This window comes from Rhizobium sp. BK312 (assembly GCF_014193605.1).
GTDB lineage: Bacteria > Pseudomonadota > Alphaproteobacteria > Rhizobiales > Rhizobiaceae > Rhizobium.
Genome location: NZ_JACHZP010000001.1, coordinates 590,035 through 610,430 on the forward strand (window position 1 = coordinate 590,035; position 20,396 = coordinate 610,430).

The following is a 20,396-nucleotide window of genomic DNA, read 5'->3' on the forward strand; positions in this document are numbered from 1 at the left end:
CGAAACAGTTGAATCAGTTGATGAAGCCGAAACCGGCAGCCTGAATACGAAAAAGCCCGCCATCTCTGGCGGGCTTTCCATGTAAGCTATCGCTAGCCGCTTACTTGCAGGCGCCGCAGAAGCGTTGGATGCGGCGGCAAGCTTCCTCAAGCAGCTCTTCCGAGGTCGCGTAGGAGATGCGGAAGTTCGGGCCGAGGCCGAAAGCCGAGCCGTGGACGACAGCAACGCCTTCCGATTCCAGCAGCTCGGAGACGAAATCCTCGTCCGTCTCGATGACCTTGCCGGTCGGAGCCGTCTTGCCGATCAGGCCGGCGCAGGACGGATAGACGTAGAAGGCGCCTTCCGGAACCGGGCAGGAAATGCCCTTCGCCTGGTTTAGCATCGACACGACGAGATCGCGGCGACCTTCGAAGATCTTCTTGTTGCGCGGAATGAAGTCCTGCGGACCGTTCAGCGCTTCGACGGCAGCCCACTGCGCGATCGAGGTTGCGCCCGAGGTCTGCTGACCCTGGATCATGTCCATGGCCTTGATCAGCTGCAGCGGGCCGGCGGCATAGCCGATACGCCAGCCGGTCATGGCATAGGCCTTCGAGACACCGTTCATCGTCAGCGTGCGGTCGTAGAGGCTCGGCTCGACTTCGACCGGGGTGGCGAACTTGAACTCGCCATAGGTCAGGTGCTCGTACATGTCGTCGGTCAGGATCCAGACATGCGGATGCTTGACCAGCACGTCCGTCAGCGCCTTCAGCTCGGCATGCGTGTAGGCGGCGCCCGACGGGTTGGACGGCGAGTTGAACATGAACCACTTGGTCTTCGGCGTGATCGCCTTTTCGAGGTCGTCCGGCTGTAGCTTGAAGCTGTTGGCCTGCGTGGTTGCGACGAAAACCGGCGTGCCGCCACACAGCGCCACCATTTCCGGGTAGGAAACCCAGTAAGGCGTCGGGATGATGACTTCATCGCCCGGGTTCAGCGTCGCCATGAAGGCGTTGAACAGGATCTGCTTGCCGCCGGTGCCGACGATCGTCTGCTCCCACGTATAATCGAGATTGTTCTCGCGCTTGAACTTGGTGGCGATCGCCTTGCGCAGTTCCGGAATGCCGGAGACCGGCGTGTACTTCGTCTCGCCGCGGTTGATCGCGTCGATGGCCGCCGTCTTGATATTATCGGGCGTATCGAAATCGGGCTCACCGGCACCGAGGCCGATCACGTCGCGTCCTTTTGCTTTCAGCTCGCGCGCTTTCTGGGAAACGGCGATGGTGGCAGAAGGCTTTACACGGGAAAGAGCGTCGGCAAGAAAGGCCATGGTGATCGGTCCTATTCGGTTGAAAATGGCAGAAAGCCTGTGGACCAGATTTCTGCGCTAAGCTCTATGTCGAATATGGACCGACGTTTCAAGCACAAAGGCGTCACAGTGGCTTTATTTCATGGCTTTCCGCGCCGTGCGCGCTAGCTTTTTTATCCGGCTAGAAGCCTGCCCAAGAGACCACACGCCCCTTTCGCCAAGGTTAGATCGGCCGTAGCCCGGCATCTCCAACCCCTCTCAACTTGAATCATCACGCGAAGCACCTGAATCAAACTCTGAAGATGGTGGGAATTTCCTATATGGATCAGACACTTCTTCGACATCGGCCTCTCGCGCCTTCAGTCGAATAGCTCTTGCGTGGGAAATGCTTTCGCCTGCCGACGAGATCGGCAGATCCAAAAACGTCCTTTCGCCGAAGGCAGGAACACAATGACGTTATCGGTTCCGCGATCCGCCTTGAATGGCAACCGAACGGTCCCACCTTCCAAAAGCGAGCCTATGGGGAGGTCGAAAAGATGCGCGGCGCCAGAACGGGATTAGGCAGAACGGGTTTCTCCATCGCCTTGATGGCCGGCGCTCTGCTCACCGCAACATCGGTGCTTGCCGAACCGGTGCAGACTTTCAAGACGCAAAAGGTTGATGTCAAAGTCGAAACAGTCGCGACGGGGCTTGATCACCCCTGGGCCGTCGAAGTGCTGCCGGATGGCGCCTATCTCGTGACCGAGCGGCCCGGCCGCATTCGCCTTATCCGCGACGGCAAGGTCTCAGGCCCTATATCAGGCGTGCCCGAAGTTTACGCGCATGGTCAGGGTGGCCTCCTCGATATAACCCTTAATCCGAACTTCGCCAGCAATCGCACCCTCTATTTGACGGCCTCCGTGGCAGGCGACGGCGGAAGCGGCACAGCCGTCTTTCGCGCCAGACTATCGCCGGACGAAACGCGGCTGACCGATGTGAAGCGCATCTTCCTGATGAACAAGCTGTCGCGCGGCAATATCCAGTATGGTTCGCGCATCGCAATTGCCCGCGACGGCAGCCTCTTCGTCAGCCTCGGCGATCGCGGCCAACAGGATCGAGCTCAGGACTTTCACGACGACGCCGGCTCCATCATTCACATCGGCGCCGACGGCAGCATCCCCGCCGACAATCCGTTCAAGGACGGCAAGCGCGCTTTACCCGAAATCTGGTCGAAGGGCCATCGCAATCCGCAGGGCATCACTTTCGACAGCCAGACAAACAGGCTCTATACGGCCGAGCATGGCGCCAGGGGCGGCGATGAGATCAACACGCCCGAAGCCGGCAAGAATTACGGCTGGCCAGTCATCTCCTACGGCGTCAATTATAACGGCACCAAGATCGGCATCGGAACCGCAAACGCCGGCATGGAGCAGCCCCGCTTCTATTGGGATCCTTCGATCGCGCCCGGCGCCATTGCCGTCTATCGCGGCAAGATGTTTCCCGAGTGGAATGGCGATTTTCTCGTCACGGCGTTGAAGTTCGAGCTGCTCTCACGGCTAAGCCAGGACGGCAAAGGCAAGATCATCGAACAGGAACGCATATTTGAGGGAAAATTCGGCCGCATGCGCGATGTAATAGTCGCGCCCGATGGTGCCTTGCTGATAACGACGGATGAAAGCGATGGTGCGCTCCTGAGGATTTCGAGGGCTGCAAGCTAGCGGGAAGCATTCCGCTTCTTGCGCCTTTCTGCCTTGCCGCAAGCAAAAGCAGCTGCTAACGGTCGGCCTCGTTCTTTCCTCCCCTTTCCGCAGGATGCAGATGTCTCGCATACAGGCGAATTTGTTGTTGCTGCTTGCCGCCGCGATCTGGGGTGGCGGTTTCGTTGCGCAATCGACAGCGATGAAGGCGATCGGCCCCTTCTGGTTCATCGGTCTCAGATTCGCCGTCGCCACCCTGGTCGTCCTGCCCTTCGTGTGGATGGAAAACAGGAAGGCTGCGAAGCCCCTGACGCCTCGCAACTGGCTCTCCTTTTTGCTGATCGGCCTTGCTCTTTTCGGCGGAGCGGCAACGCAGCAACTCGGCCTTCTGACGACGACCGTCACGAACTCGAGTTTCATAACCGGCCTTTACGTGGTCTTCGTGCCGCTGATCGCCGTTATCTTCCTGCGACGCTCGCCGCATTGGGTCATCTGGCCTGCAGCCTTGATGGCGCTTTGCGGCATCTACCTGCTCTCGGGGGGCTCCTTCTCGCGCCTTACCGTTGGCGATTTCCTGACTGTGATCTGCGCCCTCTTCTGGGCAGCCCAAATCACGCTCGCCGGCTCCGCCGTCAACGAAACCGGTCGGCCGCTCGGTATTTCGGCCACGCAATTTGCCGTCACCGCCGTTCTCGCTCTCGCGGTTGCCGCCGTCATCGAACCAATCAGCATTGCCGATATAAGTGCCGCACTCGGCGAGATCCTGTACGTCGGCATCTTTTCCTCCGGCCTGGCTTTTGCGCTGCAGATCATCGGCCAGCGTTATACGACCGCACCCCAGGCCGCGATCTTCCTGTCTTCGGAAGCACTGTTCGGAGCTTCACTCGGCGCCTTGCTGCTCGGCGAGACCATCCGCCCGCTTGGCTATGCCGGCTGCGCCTTAATGTTTGCGGCGATGCTCGCTGTAGAATTGGTCCCAGAACTGACACGCCGGCGCGACGCTGCAGCGTAAAAACGCCGGAAATGCGGGCTTTCGGTCGCGTGCCTCTATGGCTTGGCAAAATTTTTCGAACGATCGAAAACGACCGTTCACACCAACGGATTTGGGGAAATTTTGTCAAAACTATATCGTGGACGATGCAAAACCCTTAGAAACCTGTTTCAAAATGGGAAAATTTGCGAATCGCCTTAACATATTCGCGTTACGGTATTGTGCTCGTTGTGCCACGTTAAAAAACTTTTGCTTGCCAATTTCCCCTAAACACAGCACTCTCAACAGTGTTCGGGCATTTTTAGAGCATGGGAAGTCCTAATAGAATTGCGAGCCGGAAACGCTAATATTCCGGTCAGCTTGGTCGAGAAGCGGGGTGGCAAACATCGCATCACGTCCATGCCGAGTTACGGGGACCTTTTCCTTCAAATTTCGAGAACTGCCTGCAAGCGCCCGCAAGGGCAACTGAAGTAATGCTGCCCGTGTGGATGGTGGGCAGAGAGAAAAGGACCTGAGGCATGGCCGAGACTGGCACTGTAAAGTTTTTCAATACCGATAAGGGCTTCGGTTTCATCAAACCGGACAAGGGTGGCGCAGACATCTTTGTACACATTTCTGCAGTTCAGGCTTCTGGTCTGGCAGGATTGTCGGAAAACCAGAAGGTAAGCTTCGACACGGAACCGGATCGCCGCGGCAAGGGACCGAAGGCCGTCAATCTGCAGATTGCTGGCTGAGACACCCTACGGTTATCAAATTCGAGTTGAGGCCCGGCAGCAATGCCGGGTTTTGTCATTCAGTCTGCATTCAGTTTGCCCCATATAATTTGCCTTCCATGAAAGAGCGGGACTAATTTTTATCCCGCCTCCGTTAGAGGACAGGCCAATGACCATACTCGGCAAAACGCTCGTCATGTCCGCTGTCGCCGCGGCGGTGACAGTCGCTTCGATGAGCGCTGCTTCCGCCGATGAATATTGGCGCCATCACAACCGCGATGGTTGGGCGCTCGGCGCTGCGGGGCTTGCAACCGGCTTGATCGTCGGCTCCGCCATTGCCAGCCAGCCGCGCTACGTCGAGCCGGCCCCGGCCTATGTCGATCCGGACTATGATGCGCCTCCTCCGGCCTATAATTATCGTCCACCGCCGCGCCGTGTTTATGTCGAGCGTAACGTCAGTTATTACGCGCCGCCGCCGGCATATGGCCTGCGTCCCTGGTCGCCGGCGTGGATGCGTTATTGCTACGACCGTTATAGAAGCTTCGACAGCCGCTCCGGCACCTATGCCGGCTATGACGGCATGCGCCATTTCTGCACGGCCGATTGATTTCGACCGTACCCCCGCATGAGAATGCAGGAACCAAGGCACCGCTTTCAAATGGGCATCAAGAACTATTTGATCGAAGGTGTTTCAGGAACCGGCAAGACCGCTGTTGCCGCCGAACTGCAGCGGCGCGGGCATCATGTGATCCATGGTGACCGGGAATTGGCCTATAAGGGCGATCCGAAGACGGGTGAACCGCTGGATGCTTATGCCCTTCAGAAGCACATTGCGGATGTGGCCTTCGGGCACAGACATCAACTTTGGGATGTCGGCAAGGTCAAATCCCTGGCCGCTGATCGAAGCCACCCGATCTCCTTCTTCTGCGGCGGCTCCCGGAATTTCGATCGCTTTATCGATCTGTTCGATAAAATCTTCGTTCTGAATGTCGATCTGGACACGCTGAGGCACCGCCTTGCCAGCAGGCCGGAAGACGAATTTGGCGGTAGGCCTGCCGAGCGAGATGTCATCATGCGATTGCACGCGACGCAGGAGGATGTTCCGAAGAACGCGGTGACCATTGACGCCACCGCGCCGCTCGCCAGCGTTGTCGATGATATTCTCTCGAAATGTTAGCAAAGCGGCCGGATGGCCGCTAGCAAGCGAGCGGAGCTTTCCTCATAATCCGCGCAGAAAGGGATTGCTGCGGCGCTCATCGCCGATGCGGCTTCCAGGTCCGTGGCCGCAGATGAAACCTACCTCATCGCCCAGCGGAAAGACCTTGTCGCGGATCGATTCCAAAAGCTGCTGGTGATTGCCGCCGGGCAGATCCGTTCTGCCGATCGAGCCGTTGAACAGCACGTCGCCGAGATGGGCGAAACCCTGTTTCCGGTTGACATAGATGACGTGACCCGGTGCATGGCCGGGGCAGTGGAAAACCTCGAACTCATGTTCGCCGAAGGAGACCTTGTCCCCCTCCTTCAGAAAGCGGTCCGGCGTGACGTTGCGCACGCCGCTGATGTTGAACATCTTGCCCTTGGCTTCGATATCCTCGAGCAGGAAGCGGTCGTCTTCATGGGGACCGATCACCTCGATGCCGAGCGCTTCGCGCACCTCGTCGGCACCGCCGGCATGATCGATATGGCCGTGTGTCAGCCAGATGGCCTTCAGAGTAAGGCCGTTCTCGCGCACCGTCTGTAGGATGATATCGACATCACCGCCCGGATCGACCACCACGCCCTCCTTCGTCTCCGGATCGAACAGGATGGTGCAGTTCTGTTCGAAAGGGGTCACCGGAATGATGCCGGCCTGGAGCATGCCCATGGAGCGCCTCGTCTGTTTGATCGTCTTGTCGCCGGTATAGCGGCAAACTCCAGGTAAAACAGCCCCTGTAGGCTGCAAAGTGGCGCGGGTAACGAAGACCATCCTCGTGAAATTCCGGAAGGGCAAGTTATTCCATACGGTTATTCTGATTTTCGATTGATTGTCACATTGCTCTCACCTGGCCAATCGGAACACCGAAGCATCCGAAGCGTTGAAGAGAAGTCTTTCAAGACAGAAGGAGAAAACCAATGTCCTTGAAAAGAAATCTGTTGCTGGCCAGCTTTGTCCTTCTCGGCAGTGCGGGTCTCGCCGAGGCCGAGATGGCCGCAACGACCGCCACCGATATCGAAGTTCGTTCCGGTCCAGGCGCGGAATTCCCCACAGTCGGCGTCGCCACACGAGGGTCCGAAGCCACTCTGGATGGCTGCGTCGAGGGCAGCCGCTGGTGCCGGGTCGATGTCAACGGCATGCGGGGCTGGGTCTATGCGCAATATCTAAGCGTGGAACAGAATGGCGCCTCGGTCGTCGTCCAGGACCACCGCGATGACCTGGGCATTCCCACCATCACCTATGAACAGACAGACCCAGTCCAGACCGGCAGCGTCCGGCGCGTTCAGCCAAGTTCGAACGATCAGTTACTGGGTCCCGTCGATGAGAATGACACCGATGTGGTCGCCGTCACCCCGCCTGAGGAAGTCCGGACCTATATTGATGACAACCCGGTCGATACGGTTCGGTTGAATGGTGATCTGGTCGTGGGCGCCACCGTCCCGCAAAGCGTGGAGGTGCACCGCATTCCGGATTATCAATACAGCTATGTCGAGGTGAACCATCAGCCGGTTCTGGTCGATCCCGGCACGCGCAGGATCGTCTACGTCTACCGCTGATTCGCCTCACGGGACCGCATAAAATGGCGAAATTGACATGCGGCCAGACAGCCGCATGTCCAAACCGCGGATTTCCCCTGAAATTATTGCGGAATTCTCCCGTTTGAGTTGCCCTTCTATTTCCAGCGATCCATGCATGATGTAATTCTAATATCAGCAGGGATTATCGCCGCTGCCTGGCATCGAACCTGTTTGCGGCGAGAGGGCATCCGGAAGCGTCTCCGGAATTATGGGAGAAGGGCAGTCATGGAAAGTCTAGGGCCTATCATTACGCAATTGATTGCCGGTGCGATCGGTGGCAACGCCGCGAGCGCCGTTTTGAAGCAGGATGGGATCAATCTTGTTGCGAGAACGATCGCCGGGGCCGTCGGCGGCCTTGGAGGCGGCCTGATCCTGAACCTGATCGGCAGCGAGGCCCTTACCGGCCTTATCGCGCAGGGCATATCCTCGCTGGTTGCCGGCGGCGTACTCTCCGCAATCGTCGGCGCCGTTCTCGGCCGCAAGGCGTAAATAATCGGATCGTGCAGGCCGGGCTTGGCAATGACCCGGCTTGTGCGGATCAATGCGCATTCTGCTTGGCCACAGCTACCTCAGCCGTGCTTCTAGCCGGGCGGAGCGGAAAAATATGACATCTCCAGGGTTTTCGCCATCTTCGACGGTCGGATATGCAGGGCTTTCCAGCCCGAGGCGTCCGTCTCTCGTCTCCACTTGCCCCAGACGATCTGCCGATTCGCCATGCGGCCAATCGCTGAGTCTCAACACCGGTGGCAGTGCGCGAAAATACAGGATATGTTAGAGTTTTCGTTGGGACCGCGCTTAATTTCCTCATGAAGCAGCGCCATTCGAGCAACATGGCATTGTGCGAAGCCGGGCGGCAACGTAAAAATGCGTCAACAGGCCTGACGTATTTTTGCGGAAGTTTCCCGAATGCTCCATAATAGGAAAGGAAATGCCACGGTGCCACGACAGATGAGCCAGAATGCGGCAAAGACGGAGCTGCTGGCCACGCCGTTGCAGAACGCGGGAAGCATCGATTTCGAGATCATCGAGCTGCTTTTCTTCGCCTACCGCGATTTCGTTTCCGATCCGGACCAGATTCTGCTCAAGAGCGGCTTCGGCCGGGCTCATCATCGCGTCGTCCATTTTGTTAACCGCGAACCCGGCATGACGGTTGCGGACCTTCTGGAAACATTGCAGATCACAAAACAGAGTCTGGCGCGGGTTCTCAAACAATTGATCGATTCGGGTTATATTCGCCAGGTCGCAGGTCCGGAGGACCGGCGGCAGCGCAAGCTGTACCCGACGCAAGCCGGCAGAGACTTGGCGCTGGCTCTGGCCGAGCCCCAATCGCGCCGCATTGAAAGGGCATTCGAAGGCGCGTCCGAAGCGACGCGCGAAAGCGTGAAGCGTTTCCTGAGAGGAATGCAGACCGTAAAATGACAGCATCCAGTCTGCGGGGCCGGAATGGAATGCGTCAACGAAACCGACGGGTAGGACAGGATCGAGATTGATCGAATGACGACAAAAGCAGCAATTTCGGATGATGCAGCACATCTTCTGGTAGTGGACGACGATACCCGTATCCGCGCCCTCCTCAACCGCTATCTTATGGAGAAGGGCTTCCGCGTCACGGCTGCCGCCGATGGCGCCGAAGCGCGCCGCAAGCTGGAAGGGCTCGATTTCGATCTCATCATCATGGATGTGATGATGCCCGGCGAATCCGGCATTGCGCTGACGTCGAGCCTGCGCGCCATCAAGAACATTCCGATCATCATGCTGACGGCGCTGGCCGAAGCCGATTCCCGCATAGCCGGCCTTGAGGCCGGCGCGGATGACTATCTGCCGAAACCCTTCGACCCGCGTGAGCTGGTGCTGCGCATCAACAATATCCTGCGGCGCAATGCGCCCGCCGATTCCCCGAAGATCGAACTGGTCATGTTCGGGCCGTACACCTTTTCGCTCACCCGCAAGGAGCTCAAGAAGGCCGCGGAACTTATCCGGCTTACCGATCGCGAGCAGGAAATCATGCTGCTCTTTGCCAAGCGCGCGGGCGAGACGATCCCGCGCCATGAACTCATCGGCAGTGACGCCGAAGTGGGAGAGCGGACGATCGACGTGCAGATCAACCGGCTGCGTCGCAAGATTGAAGATGACCCTGCCAACCCTATCTGGCTGCAGACGGTGCGTGGTATCGGCTATCGCCTGAGCATAGATTGAGATCGGCCCGCGGGACCAGATTATGGTGACATTCGATTCCATCAGACGCGACCAGGATCACACGCCGTCCAACGGATTGCGGTGGCTTTCGCGCTGGATGCGTCGCTATATCCTGCCGACCGGCCTCTACGCCCGCTCATTGCTGATCTTCATCCTGCCGATGATCATTCTGCAGGCGGTTGTTACCGTCGTCTTCATGGAGCGCCACTGGCAGATGGTGACGCAGCGGCTGTCGATGGCGACCACGCGCGACATCGCCGCCATCATCACCATCATCCAGACCTATCCGCAGGATGCCGACTATTCCGCCATAACGCAGATAGCGCGGCAAAAGCTCGACCTCAGCATATCGATCGAACCCGGGGGCGAATTGCCGCCGCCGCGCGAAAAGCCCTTCTTCTCGATCCTCGATGGCATTTTGAGCGACGAGATAAAGGAACAGATCAATCTACCCTTCTGGATCGATACCGTCGGCAACTCCAGTCTGGTCGAAATCCGCATCAAACTGCCGGACAAGGTGCTGCGCGTCTTCGCCAAGCGCAGCCAGACCTATGCCTCGAACACCCATATCTTCATTCTATGGATGGTCGGCACCTCGCTGGTGCTGATCGGCATCGCCGTCCTGTTCCTGCGCGGCCAGATCCGCCCGATCCTGGCGCTGGCTCAGGCGGCGGAAAGCTTCGGCAAGGGCCAGCGCCTGGAAAACTACTCTCCCCGCGGTGCCGACGAAATACGCCGCGCGGGCCTTGCTTTCATCCTGATGCGCGAGCGCATCGAACGGCAGATCGAACAGCGCACGGCGATGCTTTCCGGCGTCAGTCACGACCTACGCACCGTTCTCACCCGCTTCAAGCTGCAGCTCGCCCTTGTGGGCGAAAATCCGGATCTTGTCGGCCTAAGCGAAGACGTGGAGGACATGCAAAGCATGCTCGAGGGCTACATGGCCTTCGCGCGCGGCGAAGCCGAAGAAGATGTCGGACAATTCAAGCTTAGCGATATCCTCGAAAAGATCCGGCAGGACTTTACGCTGCACGACAAGTCCATGAGCTTCTCCATTGAAGGGGATGACGAAATCTCCGTCCGGCCGAATGCATTCAACCGTCTGGTGACGAACCTCGCTACCAATGCACGACGCTATGCCAACAGCCTCCGCGTGGAAGCCAGGCACAGTGCTAAATGGCTGACGATCATCTTCGATGATGACGGCCCCGGCATTCCCGTCGCCGCGCGAGACGACGTCTTCAAACCGTTCTTCCGGCTGGATTCAGCCCGCAATCTCGACAAATCGGGCACAGGTCTCGGCCTTGCCATCGCGCGCGACATCGCCCGCAGCCATGGCGGCAACGTCACGCTCGGCGACAGCCCGCTTGGGGGCTTGCGCGCCACCATCCGCATTCCTGCCTGAGGGAGAGAGCATATGCCGATCGATATCGAGGGCATGCACTGGTTGAACACGCCGCCTATGTGGGAAGTGAACCAGGGACGCCTGTTCGTTCAATCCGGCAACAAGACCGATTTCTGGCAGGAAACCTATTACGGCTTCCACCGCGACGACGGTCATTTTCTTGGAACGTCCCGCCGGGGCGATTTTACCGCCGAAGTCACCTTCGTCGGGCATTATCGCGAGCTTTACGATCAGGCCGGCCTGATGGTCCGCCATGATGCCAGGCACTGGATGAAATGCGGGATAGAATATACCGACGGCGCCAGGCATTTCAGCGTCGTCGTCACCAATCGCAATTCCGATTGGTCCGCCTTCCGCCTCGATCACGAGTTCGATGCCATGTCGGCACGGGTCACCCGCAACGGTGACGCCCTCTTCATCCAGTACCGCACCGACCGCATGAGCGAATGGCGGATGGCAAGGCTCGCCTGGTTCGATCCGATGCTCGAGGAAGTGTTGGTCGGCCCGGCCTTCTGCTCGCCGCAACGCGAAGGCTTCGAAGCGGAATTCCTCGATTTCAGCCTGACCGACCCGGTTTCACGGGATATTCACTGACGCCTTCCCTCTCCTATTGCGAAAGGGAAAGGCTCACATCATCCTTTTGCCATTCGGCACCGGCTGGGTCACCGCGGCCAGAACGATCGCGCCGGATTCGTCTTCGAAGCCCAGCGTCAGCACTTCGGAGCGCACCGGACCGATCTGACGCGGCGGAAAATTGACGACCGCCAGCACCTGCCGGCCGACAAGGGTTTCCGGCGTATAGTGCACGGTAATCTGCGCGGAGGAACGCTTGATGCCGATCTCCGGCCCGAAATCGATCCTGAGCTTGTAAGCGGGCTTGCGCGCTTCCGGAAAAGTTTCCGCCTCGATAATCGTCCCAACACGGATGTCCACCCGCTCGAAATCGCCGTAAGTGATCTCTTCCGCCATGTCCTGCCTTTATAGAAAACTCAGCCGGCCAATTCCTGTGCCCGCTTGCGCGCCGCCTCAAGGGCCTCATCGAACAGCGGCTGCATGCCATCCTCCGCCATCAGGACGCTCAGCGCCGCAGCTGTGGTGCCGCCGGGAGAGGTCACGTTCTGGCGCAGGCGCGAAGCGTCGTCGGGAGACTGGTGCAACAGTTCACCAGCCCCCGCGACGGTTTCCCGTGCGAGCCGCATGGCGAGGTCCGCCTGCAGGCCAAGCTTTCGACCCGCCTCCGCCATGCATTCCACGAGATAGAAGACATAGGCCGGGCCGCTGCCCGAAACCGCAGTCACCGAATCGATATCGGCTTCGCCGGGCACCCATTCGACCGGACCGGATACCTTCAACAGGTTTTGAACCAGCTGCCGCTGGCCGTCGCTCACGCGTGCATTGGCAAAAGCGCCCGTCACACCACGCCCGACCATAGCGGGCGTGTTCGGCATGGCGCGCACCATGGCCGCTTTTCCCAGATGCGTTTCAAGCGCGGACAGCGTCTTGCCGGCCGCGATGGAGACGACGACCGTCGTCTCGCCCACAAGCGGCTTGAACGGCGGCAGGACTGCATCCATCAGTTGCGGCTTGACGGCTATGAAGAGAACTCCCGCCGTCACGCGTTTCGGCACTTCAGTGACGTGGCTTGCGCCGGCATCCGCAATCATTTTCCGCATCGCTTCGGCAGGGTTTGGATCGACAACGATGACGGATGATCCCGGCACGCCGTTTTTCAGCCACCCCGTCAGCAATGCCCCGCCCATGTTACCGGCGCCGATCAGGACGATCGGACCGGAGGCTGCGAATGCATTGGCGGATTGTTCGCCTGTCATGTCACGCTTCGCCTACCGTTTCAAAAAGTACGGCTTCCATGGCGCGGTTCGCGTCAAGGCCGGACCATACAACGAATTGGAAAGCCTGATAGTAAGCTTCGCAGGTGTCAAGCGCGTTGGAAAGCAGCACTTCCACCTGACGGTTGGTGGGTTCCGCCCCACCCGACAAGAGAAGCGATTGGCGGAAGATAACGATGTCTTCCTGACGCCATAGATCGAAGTGACCCATCAGCACCTGCCCATTGATGCAGGACAGGAGCTTGATCACCTCGTTGACCCGGGGATCCGGAACCTTGACGTCGAACGCGCAGGCTATGTGCAGCGCCTCGAACTCCTCCATCCAGGAGAACGAGACGTGATAGTCGGTCCATCGTCCCTCGACGGTCATGGCGAGTTCGTCCTCGCCGGACCGTTCGAACGACCAATCGTTGTTGGCAGCGACGAATTCGATCATGTCGACCGGGTTCGATTGTCGTTCGGCTTCCATTTCCATAAGGCTCATGCAGCACCTTCTTGACCGGATCGGTTGCAGTTTTCCCGTGGCTCGACACTGAAAGAACGCAAACAATTTTACTCCGGAAACATCCTCGGGATGATGTTGAACGGCTGCCAGACTAACGCTTCCACCATGCCCGGGGCTTACCAAGTCCGTTTCGAATCATCATTTAAAATCAGTGTATAGCGGCATGCCCGGCATGCCAGCCCCTGAACGGTGATTTTGGAAACGGCACTGTGGAAAGCTCTTCCGACGTCTATTCAGAAGGGAGTCATAACCGACTCTGGCGATTGGCTTTTTTGCCTATGTCCACAGGTGGAAAAACAAACGCAAATTTTCAGAGGAAAAAGGCACGGCAAACGGGTGCCGTGCCGATCTGCAAACGTAAGACCGGGCTTATTTGCCCTTGGAAGCAAGCTTAGTTTCAAGCGCTTCGATTCTCGCCAGCAGCGCCTCGTTTTCGTCGCGCGCCTTGATCGCCATTTCGCGGACGGCTTCGAATTCCTCGCGCTTGACGATATCCATGCTGTTCAGCCAGCGCTCGGCATGGGCATTGAAGGCGGTCTCTATTTCACGGCGCACGCCTTGGGCAGCACCGGCGGCATCGGTCATCAGCTTGGCGAATTCATCCAAGATTCGGTTCGGTCCAGTGCTCATGGCAATCTCCTTGCAGCCGTCGGCCCTCAACGGTCAGGCATCGATATGGGCCAGATAGTGCTGAGGTAGGATTTCCAAGGGGCCGATGCAAGCAAATTGAGATAGGACTGGACAACCGGAGCCCCATCTCGGCCGGATCAACAATCGACTTGACCGTTTCGACAGCGAACGCCATGTTCCGCGCACATTTAGCTATATAGCATGATCCCCGTTCCGGAATGGCACGGTGCTTTCGGGAACATGCTGAAACGGGCCTGACGATCTTGCTGACATCCGCCAATCTCGCCGCCATCCTGCCGTTCCCGGACATCAACCCCATCGCCGTCTCCCTCGGCCCGATCTCAGTCCATTGGTATGGGCTTGCCTATGTCGCAGGCATCCTGCTCGGCTGGTTCTATGCAAGGCGGCTGGTCGACAATGGCAAACTCTGGCAGAACGATACTGCACCGATGACGCGCCAGCATCTGGATGACTTCATTCTCTGGGTCGCCTTCGGCATCGTTCTCGGCGGCCGCATCGGCTACATCCTTTTCTACGATCTCGACCCGGTGATCGCCAATCCGATCCGCGCTATCGAGGTCTGGAATGGCGGCATGTCCTTCCACGGCGGATTAATAGGCACGACTATCGCCATGATCTTGTTCGCAAGGCGCAACCAGATCCCCACCTGGAGCCTGTTCGATATCGTCGCCGCCGTCGCGCCGATCGGCCTATTCTTCGGCCGTATCGCCAATTTCATCAACGGCGAGCTTTGGGGTCGGGCCAGCGACGTTCCGTGGGCGATGGTCTTCTGCAGCCCACATGTGATCGCCGCCCATAATGGCGTATGCCCTGCAGGCCCAGACCCGCGGCACCCGAGCCAACTTTATGAAGCCGGCATCGAAGGCATCATCCTCTTCCTTATTCTCTTTATGCTTACGCGCTGGGCGCTGGCATTGAAAAAGCCGGGTACGGTCAGCGGTATTTTCGTCATCGGCTATGCCTTCTCGCGTATTTTTGTCGAATTCTTCCGTCAGCCTGACGAGCAGCTCGGCTATCTGCTCGGCACGAACTGGCTGACGATGGGCATGGTGCTATCGCTTCCGATGGTTGCCATCGGCCTATGGGCTGTCATCCGCGCCCGGCAGGCGGCGGCAAGGCAGATGGCTTGAGGTGGAGTTCAATACGCGGGATCCTTTCAGGAACGGCTCCCAGCCTTTCAGGATCACGCACTAGCGAAAGCAAAGAATGACGACGGCGCTCGGGGAAAAAATCAAAGCCATCATCCGCACCAACGGACCATTGAGCATCACGGATTATTTTTCGTTGTGTCTCGCCGACCCCGTGCATGGTTACTACAAGACGCGTGAACCCTTCGGCCAATCCGGCGATTTCGTCACCGCACCCGAGATCAGCCAGTTGTTCGGCGAAATGATCGGCGTCTTCATGGTGCATGCCTGGCAGCGGCATGGAACGCCGGCCGAGGTGCGCCTCGTCGAGATCGGTCCCGGCCGCGGCACGATGATGTCCGACATGTTGCGCGTCATCAGCAAGCTGGCGCCGCCGCTTTACGATGTCATGACGGTGCATCTCGTCGAGACCAGTGAACGCCTGCAGGGCTTCCAGCGGCAAACCCTGGAAGCGTATGGCGCCAAAATTTCCTGGCATACGGATTTCGGCGAGGTGCCTGAGGGTTTCACCTTGCTCGCCGCCAACGAGCTTTTTGACGCCATTCCGATCCGCCAGTTCGTGCGCACCGCCAATGGTTTTCGCGAGCGTATGGTCGGTCTCGACATCAGCGACGAGCTGACCTTCACGACAGGCGTCGCGACTCTCGACCCCTTGCTTCTTCCCGACGGTGGCCTGCCGCCGATCGGCACGATCTTTGAAATTGCGCCCGCCCGTCAGGCCGTCATGACGACGATCTGCGACAGGCTTGCCGCCCATGGCGGCACGGCGCTTGCCATCGACTACGGTCATATGGCGACAAGCTTCGGCGATACGTTGCAGGCCGTCCGCATGCACGAATACGATTCGCCGCTGGAGCACCCCGGCGAAGCCGACCTGACCAGCCATGTCGATTTTCAGCATCTGGCCCAGACGGCGCTCGCCTCCGGCCTGCATATCAACGGCTGCTGTCATCAGGGCGATTTTCTTGTCGGGCTCGGTCTGCTGGAGCGTGCAGCCGCCCTCGGCCGCGACCAGGATGCAGCAACGCAGGAGAATATCAGCGTCGCGGTAGAGCGGCTTGCCGGCGCCGGCGAAGGCAAGATGGGGGAGCTTTTCAAGGTGCTGGCAGTCTCCAGCCCTGCGATCGATCTCCTGCCCTTTCGTCCCGTCAGCTGAGACTTGACCACCAATCCTTCGGATTGACAGCGTGCATCGGGCTGGGCCAACATTCCTCAATGATCGAACTGCTTCGCCGCGGCTGCGTTATCTCAAGCACGATAGGTCAATCAAGATTATCAAGGGACATCTCGTTGCCGACACCACTTGCAAGCACATTGCTGAGCGCCGCCGAGGCTGGGGGCATTCGCCACGGCTATTTCACCCGCGCCGGCGGTGTGTCGGAGGGCCTCTATCGCGGGCTGAACGTTGGGCTCGGTTCGCATGACGATCGCGAGCGCGTGCAGGAAAACCGGCGCCGTGTTGCCGGCTGGTTCGGCTTGCCGGTCGAGCGGCTCGCCACCGTGCATCAGATACATTCGCCCGATGTCGTGACCATCGGTGCGCATTACGACGGCAGCCGGCCGCAGGCCGATGCGATGGTGACGGCCACGCCGGGCATCGCCATCGGCGTGCTCGCCGCCGATTGCGGCCCGATCCTTTTTGCTGATCCCGAAAACCGGGTTATCGGCGCAGCCCATGCCGGCTGGAAGGGCGCGCTGACCGGCGTGCTTGAAAACACCATCGATGCGATGGTGACGCTCGGCGCAAGGCGTGACGCCATCATTGCCGGCCTCGGCCCATCTATCAGCCAGGCGAGCTATGAGGTCGGCCCCGAATTTGTCGAACGCTTCCTTGCTCACGATCCCGGTTATGCCAAATATTTCGCCCCTTCTGAGCGCGAAGGCCATGCCATGTTCGATCTGCCGTCCCTCACGGTCGATCGCCTGCGCAAGGCGGGCGTCACCGCCGAAAGCCTGAACCTCTGCACCTATCCGGACGCGGAGCGTTTCTTCTCCTATCGTCGCACGACGCATGCGAAGGAGCCGGATTACGGGCGTCAGATTTCCGCCATCGCTATCGGGGAGGCAAGTTAATATGGCCCTGCATTTCGAACGCAGCGAATTCGATGCTCGTCTGGCACGCCTGCTGGCGAGAATGCAGGAAGAAAAACTCGATGCCATGCTGCTCTTCGCACAGGAGAGCATGTATTGGCTCACCGGCTACGATACGTTCGGCTTTTGCTTTTTCCAGACACTGGTCGTCAAGGCGGATGGATCTCTGACGCTGATGACGCGCTCGGCCGATCTGCGCCAGGCGCAGCTGACTTCCGTCATCACCGACATCCGCATCTGGGTCGATCGCGTCAACGCCGATCCGACACTCGATCTCAAGGAACTATTGTCGGATCTCGATCTTCTCGGTGCCCGTATCGGCATCGAATATGACACCCATGGCATGACCGGACGCATCGCCCGGCTGCTTGACCAGCAATTGGCGAGCTTCGGCCAGATCGTCGACGCCTCCTATCTCATCAGCCGCCTGCGTCTGACGAAGAGCCCGGCGGAAATCATCCATGTCGAACGCGCCGCAGCATTGGCCGACGACGCCTTGGACGCTGCCCTGTCTCTGGTTAAGGTGGGCGCGGATGAGTCAGACATTCTGGAAGCCATGCAGGGTGCCGTCTTTGCCGGCGGTGGCGATTATCCCGCCAATGCATTCATCATCGGCTCTGGCGCGGAGGCCCTGCTCTGCCGCTATAAGTCCGGCCGTCGCAAGCTCGATGCCGATGACCAGCTGACCCTCGAGTGGGCCGGTGTCGATGCCCATTATCACACAGCCATGATGCGCACGGTCGTCATCGGCACTCCCAGCCATCGCCATCGCGAGCTTTACAGCGCCTGCCTTGAAACCCTGCAGGCAATCGAGACAATCCTGATGCCGGGGCACACCTTCGGCGACGTCTTCGACATGCACGCCAAGATCATGGACGAGCGCGGCCTTAGCCGCCACCGGCTGAACGCCTGTGGCTACTCTCTCGGCGCCCGCTTCTCGCCTTCATGGATGGAGCACGAGATGTTCCACATGGGCAATCCGCTTGAGATCCAGGAGAACATGTCGCTCTTCGTGCATATGATCATCATGGATTCCGACAGCGGCACCGCCATGACACTCGGTCAGACCTATCTGACGACCTCGCAGGCCCCGAAAGCCCTTTCCCGCCACCCTCTCGAATTTCTTAACCGTTAGGGGCGTAAGATAGCGATCCTGGACGGTCAGACCGTCGGGAGAAAGGATCGCGTCAATGGGAGTGGTCAGGATAACGTTGATTGTCGCCGGCTTTTGCCTAGCGCTCTCCGCCTGCAACACCACGGACGCCCTGACGCCGCCCGAAGCCATCGGTGATGCCGGCTCCAGCCCGGTAACCCAACGGGATGTCGAGCGTATGGCTTCGACGCCTCAGCACCGCCAAACCTTTCAAAGCGCGCAGGAGAGCTACGGCTATCAGCAGCAGACCTCGCAGCAGGCCTATCAGCCGCAAAACTACGGCGGCAGCGGCACGCTCGACGACCAGGCCTCGGCGCTGAGATCGAACGGCACCAATCCCTATGCATCTCGCCCGCTCGACGGTTCCCGCACCGCCTCCATCGCTCCATCTAACAATCAGTTTTCGGAAGCCGACGAGCAGCGCGAGGCCGACCGGCGCCTGTCGGACGATCCACAACCGCAGCAGCAGCAACAACAGACTGCCGACGACCCGCAGCCAGATCAACAGCAGCCGGATCAACAGGCGGCTCTGCCGCCCACAGCCGCAGCCGGCGGCAACAGCGTACGCTTTCTTCCGATCATCGGCGCGCCGGTCGAAGCCGTCACGCCGCTGTCGCGCCAGCTTGGTGCCGACGCCCGCTCGCTCGGCCTGACGATCAAGAGCTCAAGCGATTCCAGTGCCGCCTATATCCTCAAGGGCTATCTTTCCGCCTTTGAAGATGGCCCGCAGATTTCCGTGACCTACGTCTGGGATGTATTGGACAGCAATGGCAACCGCGTCCATCGCATCCAGGGCTCGGAAAGCGCGCCTCTGAAGCGTGGCGATCCTTGGTCGGCCGTTCCTCCAACGGTTATGCAGAAAATTGCCACCAAAACCATGTCGGATTTCAATTCCTGGCGCGAATCCAACGGTGGATAGCTAAAAGCTTTTCAGAAATATGAAGCTAACGGGCCTCTGCCTCTTGCATTCGAGAGCAAGGCGGTTAAAAGCGCGGCTATCAGGTTGGTAATAGGCGGGCCACAATGAAGGTTTTCGCAGGCAATTCGAACCGGCATCTTGCCGAAGCGATCTGCAATTATCTCAACGTTCCCTTGGGAAGAGCCAGCGTCCGCCGGTTCGCCGACCAGGAGATTTTCGTAGAGATCCAGGAAAATGTACGCGGCGAGGATGTGTTCCTCGTGCAGCCGACGTCGTTTCCGACCAACGATCACCTTATGGAACTGCTGATCATGATCGATGCGATGCGCCGCTCGTCGGCGCGGCGCATAACGGCGGTCCTCCCCTATTTCGGCTATGCCCGTCAAGATCGCCGCGCCTCGGGGCGCACGCCGATCTCGGCAAAGCTCGTCGCCAATCTGATCACCGAGGCAGGTGCGGACCGCGTTCTTACGCTCGACCTGCATGCCGGCCAGATTCAGGGCTTCTTCGATATCCCGACGGATAATCTCTACGCACTGCCGATCCTGACGCGCGATATCAAGGCGAACTACGATATCGGCAATGTCATGGTCGTTTCTCCGGATGTCGGCGGCGTCGTACGTGCCCGCGCGCTCGCCAAGCGCCTCGACTGTCTGCTGGCAATCGTGGACAAGCGCCGTGATCGCCCCGGCGAATCCGAAGTCATGAACGTCATTGGTGACGTCTCCGGCAAGGACTGCCTCCTGATCGACGATATCGTCGATTCCGGCGGCACGCTCTGCAACGCTGCCGATGCCCTGCTCGCACGAGGCGCGGCAAGCGTCACCGCCTATATCACCCACGGCGTTCTCTCCGGTGGCGCCGTGACCCGCGTCGCAAACTCGCAGCTGAAGGAACTGGTGATTACCGATTCCATCCAGCCGACGACCGCCGTGCTATCGGCTCCGAATATTCGCGTCATCACGACGGCTGGCCTCATCGGCGAAGCGATCAACCGCACCAGCCAGGAAGAATCGGTTTCAAGTCTGTTCGACTGAGCCTTCGGCA

General features: G+C 59.1%; 23 protein-coding genes. 17 read left to right on the plus strand and 6 right to left on the minus strand.

The annotated features are described in order from the left end of the window. Positions 1 to 100 precede the first annotated feature (100 nt). Positions 101 to 1,303 carry a pyridoxal phosphate-dependent aminotransferase gene (locus FHT85_RS02845; protein WP_112411611.1) on the minus strand — a complete coding sequence of 401 codons (1,203 nt, stop codon included), beginning with the start codon at positions 1,301 to 1,303 and terminating at the stop codon, positions 101 to 103. A 515-nt stretch (positions 1,304 to 1,818) separates the two neighbouring features. Between FHT85_RS02845 and FHT85_RS02850 the strand changes: the two genes are divergently transcribed. The 5 genes from FHT85_RS02850 to FHT85_RS02870 all read left to right on the plus strand — a co-directional run bounded on the left by FHT85_RS02850 (position 1,819) and on the right by FHT85_RS02870 (position 5,839). Next, a complete protein-coding gene (locus FHT85_RS02850; protein WP_112411747.1) occupies positions 1,819 to 2,979 on the plus strand; it encodes a PQQ-dependent sugar dehydrogenase in 1,161 nt (386 codons plus the stop codon). Between the two features lie 100 nt (positions 2,980 to 3,079). Next, positions 3,080 to 3,970 (plus strand): DMT family transporter, encoded by an 891-nt coding sequence (locus FHT85_RS02855; RefSeq protein ID WP_112411610.1) that lies wholly within the window; start codon positions 3,080 to 3,082, stop codon positions 3,968 to 3,970. 497 nt (positions 3,971 to 4,467) lie between these two features. Beyond that, the gene (locus FHT85_RS02860) at positions 4,468 to 4,683 is read left to right on the plus strand and encodes a cold-shock protein (RefSeq protein WP_004116423.1); all 216 of its coding nucleotides are present in this window, start codon (positions 4,468 to 4,470) and stop codon (positions 4,681 to 4,683) included. Between the two features lie 148 nt (positions 4,684 to 4,831). Continuing rightward, entirely contained in the window at positions 4,832 to 5,269 is a 438-nt protein-coding gene (locus tag FHT85_RS02865) for a BA14K family protein (RefSeq protein WP_112411609.1), read from the plus strand. Between the two features lie 51 nt (positions 5,270 to 5,320). Next, entirely contained in the window at positions 5,321 to 5,839 is a 519-nt protein-coding gene (locus FHT85_RS02870) for a nucleoside kinase (RefSeq protein WP_112411608.1), read from the plus strand. A gap of 42 nt (positions 5,840 to 5,881) precedes the next feature. Here FHT85_RS02870 and FHT85_RS02875 read toward each other — a convergent pair whose 3' ends face one another. Next, a complete protein-coding gene (locus tag FHT85_RS02875) occupies positions 5,882 to 6,526 on the minus strand; it encodes an MBL fold metallo-hydrolase (protein WP_112334333.1) in 645 nt (214 codons plus the stop codon). A 248-nt stretch (positions 6,527 to 6,774) separates the two neighbouring features. Here FHT85_RS02875 and FHT85_RS02880 point away from each other — a divergent pair, with 248 nt between their 5' ends. The 6 genes from FHT85_RS02880 to FHT85_RS02905 all read left to right on the plus strand — a co-directional run bounded on the left by FHT85_RS02880 (position 6,775) and on the right by FHT85_RS02905 (position 11,629). Further along, entirely contained in the window at positions 6,775 to 7,413 is a 639-nt protein-coding gene (locus tag FHT85_RS02880; protein WP_112399070.1) for a DUF1236 domain-containing protein, read from the plus strand. Between the two features lie 246 nt (positions 7,414 to 7,659). Next, positions 7,660 to 7,923 carry a hypothetical protein gene (locus tag FHT85_RS02885; protein ID WP_112399071.1) on the plus strand — a complete coding sequence of 88 codons (264 nt, stop codon included), beginning with the start codon at positions 7,660 to 7,662 and terminating at the stop codon, positions 7,921 to 7,923. A 459-nt stretch (positions 7,924 to 8,382) separates the two neighbouring features. After that, positions 8,383 to 8,853, plus strand: a complete 471-nt coding sequence (locus tag FHT85_RS02890) for a MarR family winged helix-turn-helix transcriptional regulator (protein WP_181476084.1) — start codon at positions 8,383 to 8,385, stop codon at positions 8,851 to 8,853. Between the two features lie 75 nt (positions 8,854 to 8,928). Continuing rightward, entirely contained in the window at positions 8,929 to 9,630 is a 702-nt protein-coding gene (locus FHT85_RS02895; protein WP_015340597.1) for a response regulator, read from the plus strand. A 22-nt stretch (positions 9,631 to 9,652) separates the two neighbouring features. Beyond that, a complete protein-coding gene (locus tag FHT85_RS02900; RefSeq protein WP_112334330.1) occupies positions 9,653 to 11,035 on the plus strand; it encodes an ATP-binding protein in 1,383 nt (460 codons plus the stop codon). Positions 11,036 to 11,047: 12 nt separating this feature from the next. After that, positions 11,048 to 11,629, plus strand: coding sequence for a DUF1349 domain-containing protein (locus FHT85_RS02905; protein ID WP_112411607.1), 582 nt, complete (start codon positions 11,048 to 11,050; stop codon positions 11,627 to 11,629). A 33-nt stretch (positions 11,630 to 11,662) separates the two neighbouring features. Here FHT85_RS02905 and FHT85_RS02910 read toward each other — a convergent pair whose 3' ends face one another. The 4 genes from FHT85_RS02910 to FHT85_RS02925 all read right to left on the minus strand — a co-directional run bounded on the left by FHT85_RS02910 (position 11,663) and on the right by FHT85_RS02925 (position 14,017). Then, complete coding sequence (locus tag FHT85_RS02910) at positions 11,663 to 12,004, minus strand: tRNA-binding protein (RefSeq protein WP_112399074.1); 342 nt, start codon at positions 12,002 to 12,004, stop codon at positions 11,663 to 11,665. Positions 12,005 to 12,024: 20 nt separating this feature from the next. Continuing rightward, positions 12,025 to 12,864: a pyrroline-5-carboxylate reductase gene (gene proC, locus FHT85_RS02915; RefSeq protein WP_112399075.1), complete on the minus strand. Its 840-nt coding sequence runs from the start codon at positions 12,862 to 12,864 to the stop codon at positions 12,025 to 12,027. Position 12,865: 1 nt separating this feature from the next. After that, positions 12,866 to 13,366: a YbjN domain-containing protein gene (locus tag FHT85_RS02920; protein WP_041677603.1), complete on the minus strand. Its 501-nt coding sequence runs from the start codon at positions 13,364 to 13,366 to the stop codon at positions 12,866 to 12,868. 390 nt (positions 13,367 to 13,756) lie between these two features. Next, the gene (locus tag FHT85_RS02925) at positions 13,757 to 14,017 is read right to left on the minus strand and encodes an accessory factor UbiK family protein (protein ID WP_015340603.1); all 261 of its coding nucleotides are present in this window, start codon (positions 14,015 to 14,017) and stop codon (positions 13,757 to 13,759) included. A gap of 263 nt (positions 14,018 to 14,280) precedes the next feature. Here FHT85_RS02925 and lgt point away from each other — a divergent pair, with 263 nt between their 5' ends. The 6 genes from lgt to FHT85_RS02955 all read left to right on the plus strand — a co-directional run bounded on the left by lgt (position 14,281) and on the right by FHT85_RS02955 (position 20,386). Next, positions 14,281 to 15,168 (plus strand): prolipoprotein diacylglyceryl transferase, encoded by an 888-nt coding sequence (gene lgt / locus FHT85_RS02930; protein ID WP_162709699.1) that lies wholly within the window; start codon positions 14,281 to 14,283, stop codon positions 15,166 to 15,168. Positions 15,169 to 15,244: 76 nt separating this feature from the next. Further along, positions 15,245 to 16,342, plus strand: a complete 1,098-nt coding sequence (locus tag FHT85_RS02935; protein ID WP_112411606.1) for a class I SAM-dependent methyltransferase — start codon at positions 15,245 to 15,247, stop codon at positions 16,340 to 16,342. 134 nt (positions 16,343 to 16,476) lie between these two features. Beyond that, positions 16,477 to 17,259 (plus strand): peptidoglycan editing factor PgeF, encoded by a 783-nt coding sequence (gene pgeF / locus FHT85_RS02940; RefSeq protein WP_112399078.1) that lies wholly within the window; start codon positions 16,477 to 16,479, stop codon positions 17,257 to 17,259. Between the two features lies 1 nt (position 17,260). Next, positions 17,261 to 18,412 carry a M24 family metallopeptidase gene (locus FHT85_RS02945; protein WP_112411605.1) on the plus strand — a complete coding sequence of 384 codons (1,152 nt, stop codon included), beginning with the start codon at positions 17,261 to 17,263 and terminating at the stop codon, positions 18,410 to 18,412. Positions 18,413 to 18,467: 55 nt separating this feature from the next. Beyond that, positions 18,468 to 19,349: a hypothetical protein gene (locus FHT85_RS02950; protein ID WP_112411604.1), complete on the plus strand. Its 882-nt coding sequence runs from the start codon at positions 18,468 to 18,470 to the stop codon at positions 19,347 to 19,349. 104 nt (positions 19,350 to 19,453) lie between these two features. Continuing rightward, positions 19,454 to 20,386 carry a ribose-phosphate pyrophosphokinase gene (locus FHT85_RS02955; RefSeq protein ID WP_015340609.1) on the plus strand — a complete coding sequence of 311 codons (933 nt, stop codon included), beginning with the start codon at positions 19,454 to 19,456 and terminating at the stop codon, positions 20,384 to 20,386. The last annotated feature ends 10 nt before the right edge of the window (positions 20,387 to 20,396 follow it).